The sequence below is a fragment of the Spiroplasma sp. AdecLV25b genome (assembly GCF_030913225.1).
In the GTDB taxonomy this organism is placed as follows: domain Bacteria; phylum Bacillota_I; class Bacilli_A; order Mycoplasmatales; family VBWQ01; genus Spiroplasma_E.
In genome coordinates this window covers 1-6,148 of sequence record NZ_JAQYTS010000041.1, presented here as the reverse complement: position 1 = coordinate 6,148, position 6,148 = coordinate 1, and the positions used below count along the sequence as shown (strand labels likewise).

At 26.0% G+C, this 6,148-nt stretch carries 8 protein-coding genes; all 8 read left to right on the top strand.

The features are described from left to right. Positions 1-250 precede the first annotated feature (250 nt). Positions 251-1,408, top strand: coding sequence for a hypothetical protein (locus tag RDJ14_RS04125; protein WP_308150115.1), 1,158 nt, complete (start codon positions 251-253; stop codon positions 1,406-1,408). Then, positions 1,357-2,112 (top strand): ABC transporter permease, encoded by a 756-nt coding sequence (locus tag RDJ14_RS04120; RefSeq protein WP_308150114.1) that lies wholly within the window; start codon positions 1,357-1,359, stop codon positions 2,110-2,112. The genes RDJ14_RS04125 and RDJ14_RS04120 overlap by 52 nt, the downstream gene beginning before the upstream one ends. Positions 2,113-2,208: 96 nt before the next feature. Beyond that, entirely contained in the window at positions 2,209-2,859 is a 651-nt protein-coding gene (locus RDJ14_RS04115) for a hypothetical protein (RefSeq protein ID WP_308150113.1), read from the top strand. A 19-nt stretch (positions 2,860-2,878) separates the two neighbouring features. Beyond that, the gene (gene cmk, locus RDJ14_RS04110; protein WP_308150112.1) at positions 2,879-3,556 is read left to right on the top strand and encodes a (d)CMP kinase; all 678 of its coding nucleotides are present in this window, start codon (positions 2,879-2,881) and stop codon (positions 3,554-3,556) included. A 12-nt stretch (positions 3,557-3,568) separates the two neighbouring features. After that, entirely contained in the window at positions 3,569-4,909 is a 1,341-nt protein-coding gene (gene der / locus RDJ14_RS04105) for a ribosome biogenesis GTPase Der (RefSeq protein ID WP_308150111.1), read from the top strand. 142 nt (positions 4,910-5,051) lie between these two features. Beyond that, positions 5,052-5,285 (top strand): hypothetical protein, encoded by a 234-nt coding sequence (locus tag RDJ14_RS04100; RefSeq protein ID WP_308150110.1) that lies wholly within the window; start codon positions 5,052-5,054, stop codon positions 5,283-5,285. A gap of 104 nt (positions 5,286-5,389) precedes the next feature. Next, entirely contained in the window at positions 5,390-5,716 is a 327-nt protein-coding gene (locus tag RDJ14_RS04095) for a hypothetical protein (RefSeq protein WP_308150109.1), read from the top strand. Positions 5,717-5,931: 215 nt separating this feature from the next. Further along, positions 5,932-6,148, top strand: a 217-nt coding sequence (locus tag RDJ14_RS04090; protein WP_308150108.1) for a hypothetical protein, incomplete at its 3' end; no start/stop codon positions are given.

Here is a 6,148-nt window from a genome sequence, read left to right as displayed (position 1 = left end):
ATAGTATTGAAACATATAAGAAAATGATTATCTTTAAATGTCAAGAAATTAATTTAAAACCATAATCTAATTTTTAAATTAAATCTTAAAAACTTATTAAATGTCTGTTTAGTAAGCATTTTTGTTATGGACTTGCATATAATAAACTATTGAAAATAATTATAGTATGCATTTTAATTGCAATTATTTATTATTAGGAGTATTATTAAATTACAATTACATAAAAATTCTTAATTATTTCTCGTCTCAAATGATAATTAGACAATATTGAATAATTAATTCCGGATTTTTGTTACACTCCCACTTTGCTACTAAACTTAGTTCTGGTAATAAAACTATCCCTGCTTATGATAATGCACCACCGATTGGTGAAGGTGGTGATAACTTTGAAACTACGATTGATAATTTTCAATTTGACCAAAGCGATAAGGCCTATCCTTGACACGTAACTAATGAAGATGAAATATTGACAAAATCTGCTTCGCAATTACCTTCAAAAGAAGCACGTAATAGTTGAATTAATAAAATATCAGCATGATTTGGTGCTTTATTCTATATTAGAATTGGTCAAACAGTAGTGCAAGGCACATATAGCCATTCTCCATATTTTATTCGTCAAAATATTGCTAATGCTTATAATGACCCTAACTCGCCATTTAATATTGGTTTTAATGTCCTACCTTTTAATAACAAAACTGATGAATTAGGTACTTATTTTATTGGTGAACCTAATAAACATTTTAATGCTCATAAATATCCAATGAAAGTTTATGGGTTACAAAGTCAACAACAATTAGGTAAACCATCAATGATGCAACTATATGATAGTAATGGTAATGTTTTAAATCCTTTATTAGAAAAAAGTAGTGGTAGTGACATAACAAGTATTGTTATTAATCAAACGATTGCTAAGCAATTAAACTTACATGTTAGTGACTCATTTACGATGGCAACTAATGAAAATATTATGGAATTTAAAAATAATCCCGGTGATGATTATACAAAATTTAATGTAAATGATATTACGTTTGATGGTTTAGATGATAGTGCTATTATTAAAAATAATAATGTTACTTTAAATAAACAAAATACTAGTTTTACACAAGTTCCTAGTTTAAAAACTAATCCATATTCATCCCTAAATACTGCGACAAGTATGTTAAAAGAAAATGTTGCTGGTAATGTTGTTACTAATCATGATACTACTTTTACTAAATATAAAGTAGTAGGAGTTTATAATGGTTATGGTCAACCAAATGCTTATATTAGTAAAACTAATGCTGATAAATTATTACATTATAATGATAAAACAGTAAACAATACTGATAGTCGCAGTTGTTGTTTCGTATTTTTCAAATGGAATGAAAAGATGAAGGAAAATGAAATGGAATTGATTTTAGTGTTTTAAATCCAACAAATATGGATTATACTAAGTTTGTTAATGACCCAAATATTGACCCTAATTTAATAAAAGTATTTGATAATGAATATCCACTTTTTAACTTTAAGTTTTCAAATTTGGATGTATTACTAGACATTACTAATTCTTTTTCAACATCACAGGTATATGGTGACTACAGTCCTTTTGGTTTAAATGGTGGAATTGAAGCAAGTGGTGCAACCTATGAAGGATATGGTATTGGTTCGATGCTTAATATATCACCACTATATATCCAACATCAATTATTAAACCAAATTACCGCCTTAGTTGATGCAGTATTAGTAGCATTCATTGTTTTCTCACTAATTATTTCGTTCTTTATTATTTTACTAACAAGTAACTTGGTTATTTACGAAAACCGAAAAGTTATTGCTACTATGAAAACCCTAGGTTATAGTGATAGTAAAATCACTAATATTGTCATTGGTATGTACTTACCATTAATTTTTGCTATGTTTGTGATTGGTTTCCCGATTGGTTGAGTTATTGTTACACAAGTTATTAGTTATTTAGCATTACACACCATTTGGGTATTACCATTATTCTTTACATGATGGTTACCGTTTGTGGTAGCAGGAATTGTGTTAGGAATTTATGGTGCAACCTTTATGATTGATTGAAATAGTATGAAAAAAATTAATCCGATTAAAACCTTAAATGAAATTGACTAAATTAGTAATAGCAAAAATGATTTATGTTATAATCAAGAAAAATAATAATATTTGATAAATAATGTTAAAATTAATTGTTTGCTAGTAGGTGCTTTTATGACAAGAATGGAAAAATATCAAGCAGTTCGTAATCAAATTGCTCATGATATTAAAGATAATGCTAATATTTGACAACAAGAACAAATGTTAGAAAATTATCGCCAAAAATTAATGAAAATCGATAAAGAATATTTTACTGCTATTTTCAAAGATTTAAATCATGAATTAAATTTAATTAATTTTGAAACCCATCTATTAACAACTAATGATGAAAAATTAAAAGATAATGATAAATATGTACTTGAAAAAATGTTAGTTGATATTAATAATACACTTGAACATTTTACAACGAAAGTTGTTAATGAACCATTAGTTCCACTAGATGACATTAATCGCGAATATAAAACATTAATTACTAGTATGCACAATAAAATTGGTGAATTTCAAACCCATTTGGAAAGTAAAATTAGTGATGTTAAATTATTCGTTAAAAGTTTAGAAACTAAATATCAAAAACATAAATTAAATGTTCGCGATTTCAAACAAGGTTTAATCGAAATTAATGATCAACATAACAATTTTCAAGATGAGTTACAAAAAATTAAAACTAAAAACAATTATAAAACTAGTTTAACCATTTTTAGCATTATTATTTGTTTAGTTTTAGTTGTAACATTAATTTTATTGTTAATAGCTTATATTGATTAAAGAGAATGGAGATAAAATAATGATTAAAAAAATTAATATTGCCATCGATGGACCCGCAGCTTCTGGTAAGTCAGCAGCTGCTGCTTCATTAGCTAAAAAAATTGATTATGACTATATGGATACAGGGATTATGTACCGTAGTTTTACTGACTATTGTTTAAAAAAACAAATTCCTTTGGATAACGAAGACTTAATAATCCAAGCATTAGCATTATTTGAAATGGCATGAGTTAATGGTCATTTCTTATTCAATGGTCAACCTATAGTTGATGAAATTTATAGTGCTAATGTTACAAAAAATGTTCCTAAAATTGCTGCTTTACCAGAAGTTCGTAAAATTATTGTAAAACAAATTCAAGATATTGTTAAAACACAAGGATTTATTGTTGTCGGAAGAGATATTGCTAGTGTTGTGCTACCTGATGCGCAGTTAAAAATCTTTTTAACTTCTAGCCTTCATGCTCGTAGTATTAGGAGATACAAACAATATATTAAAGAAGGCATTAATATTAAACAAGAACAAGTATATGAAGATATGTTATTACGTGATAATACTGATAAAAATCGTAGTACTGGTCAGTTAATTATTGTTGAAGATGCTAAAGTTTTAGACAATAGTGAATATGATTTACAAGTAACAGTTGCTAAATTAACAAGTTTATACCATAATTACTTTAGTCATAATAAATCAAAATAAGGATGGAAACAAATGAATAAATTACCAAAAGTTGTAATTGTTGGCAGACCAAACGTTGGTAAATCTTCAATTTTCAATCGGATATTACAAAAACGAGTAGCCATTATTGAAGATATGCCAGGTGCTACAAGAGACCGTATTTATGGCATTGGTGAATGGTTAACACAAAACTTTGTGGTCATTGATACTGGTGGTATTACCAAAGAAATTACTAATTTTACTAAACAAATTAATGAACAAGTCAATATTGCTTTAGCTGAAGCTGATATTATTTTATTTGTATGTTCATATCAAGAAGGTTTAACTCATGAAGACCAAGATATTACCAAACTACTTTATAAAACCAAAAAACCAGTCATTATTGTTGTCAATAAATACGATAATGTTGCTCGTGATGAAGATAAGGTTTATGATTATTTAAGTGTGGGATTTGGCAATCCCATCTTAGTATCTGCTGCTCACGGAATTGGTTTTGGTGACTTGTTAGATTTAATTATTGCTAAATCACCGAAAGCGCAAAACAAAGAGCAAAATGAAAATATTAATTTAGCTATTATTGGTCGTCCTAATGTTGGTAAATCTAGTTTGGTTAATACTATTTTACAAGAAAATCGTGTGATTGTATCACCAATTGCTGGGACTACTACTGATGCCATTGATAGTAATTTTGTTTATAATAAAAAACAATATTGTGTAATTGATACGGCCGGAATTAGAAAAAAAGGTAAAATTAGTGAACACTTAGAAAAATATAGTTTAATTAGAACAACTAATGCTATTGAACGCAGTGATATCGTTTTATTCTTATTAGATGGTAGTGTTGAAATTCAAGAACAAGATTTAACAGTAGCAGGAATGGCGAAAAATTTAGATAAACCAGTAATTATTATTGTTAACAAATGAGATTTAGTAAAAAAAGATGAAAAAACCATGATTGAATTTACTAAAAAAATCAAAGATAAATTTAAATATTTAGAATATTCATTTATTGTTTTTCTATCAGCACTTGAAAATACTCGTGTTCACACATTATTTGTTACTATTAATGAAGTATTAATAAATATGAATTTACGAATTAAAACAAGTATTCTCAATGAAGTGCTTAATAAAGCCCAATTAATTAATGAACCACCATATTTTAAAGGGGGAAGATTAAAAATTTATTATGGAACCCAAGTTGATAAAAATCCACCAACTTTTGTGTTAATGGTTAATGATCCACAGCGTTGTCATTTTTCATATGAACGTTTTTTAATTAATCAAATTCGTGAACGATTTGGCTTTCAAGGTGTACCAATTAAATTATTTTTAAGAATGCGTAAATCATTATATAATGAACAAAAAGAAGTATAAAAAAATATTATTTTAACATTTTTTAGTGTATAATAAATTAGAAAATAAATATTTGATTTAAAATCGTCGTTAGTTAGGTTTAATTAATAGCGATTTTTGTTATTTTTATTTTTAAATTATAAAAACGTTAAGGGAGAATAAAATGCCAAAATCAGAAAACATGCCAACCATATCAAGTTTAATTGTAGAAGAAATAAAAAAATTATATCCTAGTGTTTTAGGCGCAAGTTCAATATCTCCTTATTTTAGTATGTATAGTATTATGTTTAAAATGTTATTATATAAAACTGATTTCTTAAATAATTCATTATATAGAGTATTTATTATAAATTTATTTAAAAATAATCAAGAAGCATCAAATCTAGGGGGGATATAGTATTATTAGCAGATAATAATGTTAGTTTTTTAAAAAGTCAACTACCAAAATTAAAAAAAATTTTTATAGAAAAGATTGAATGTAAAATTGATGATTTAGCCGAAATGAATCTTATATCTAGTGAGAAAATTAAACAATTTATTGGTATATTTAAAAAATTAGACGATAAAATTAGTGAATCTGATGTAGAAAAAGAACGTTGTATGTCATTAGAAGTAGAAATTATTCAAATAATTGAGCAGTTATTTAAATTTCCTAACAATCTTTTTGAATTAAGTTTTTCTATAGAAAATAAAATTCAAGACTCAATAAAATTAGGAATAGAAGAAATTAAACCTTGAAATCCACAAATAAGTGATGAATGTAAATTATGTGAAAATAATTATTCTTTTGACTCAAAATCAGACATTAAACATATTCCGAAATTTTAAAATTTGCTTTGTTAATAGTAAATATTAAAATTTAAATTACACTAAATGACGTTAATTTAATAAAAATTTGTCCAATTTAAATTACAATTTCGAAAAAAGTGCAAACTAAAAATAATTATTCTATCTCCTATTTTTTGTTTTTTGACTATCTAGTAATTATAAGTTACAATTTAATAGAATTATTTAAAAGTTCAAAGAAGGAGAACTATATTATTATGAACGAAACAAAAACTCTCGATCAAAAATTAAAAGTAGGTGCTATGATTGGATTTATTACTAACATTGTTAGTCTTATATTTTGCGTTCTTGTTTTTATAATTTTAATTGCTTATGTTGCTGTTCAACCTGCATCAACAGCCGTAATGGCTGTACTAGTAATTACGTTACTAATTAAAATTGGAATTGCCATTACTTTATTATGTGTAATAACGT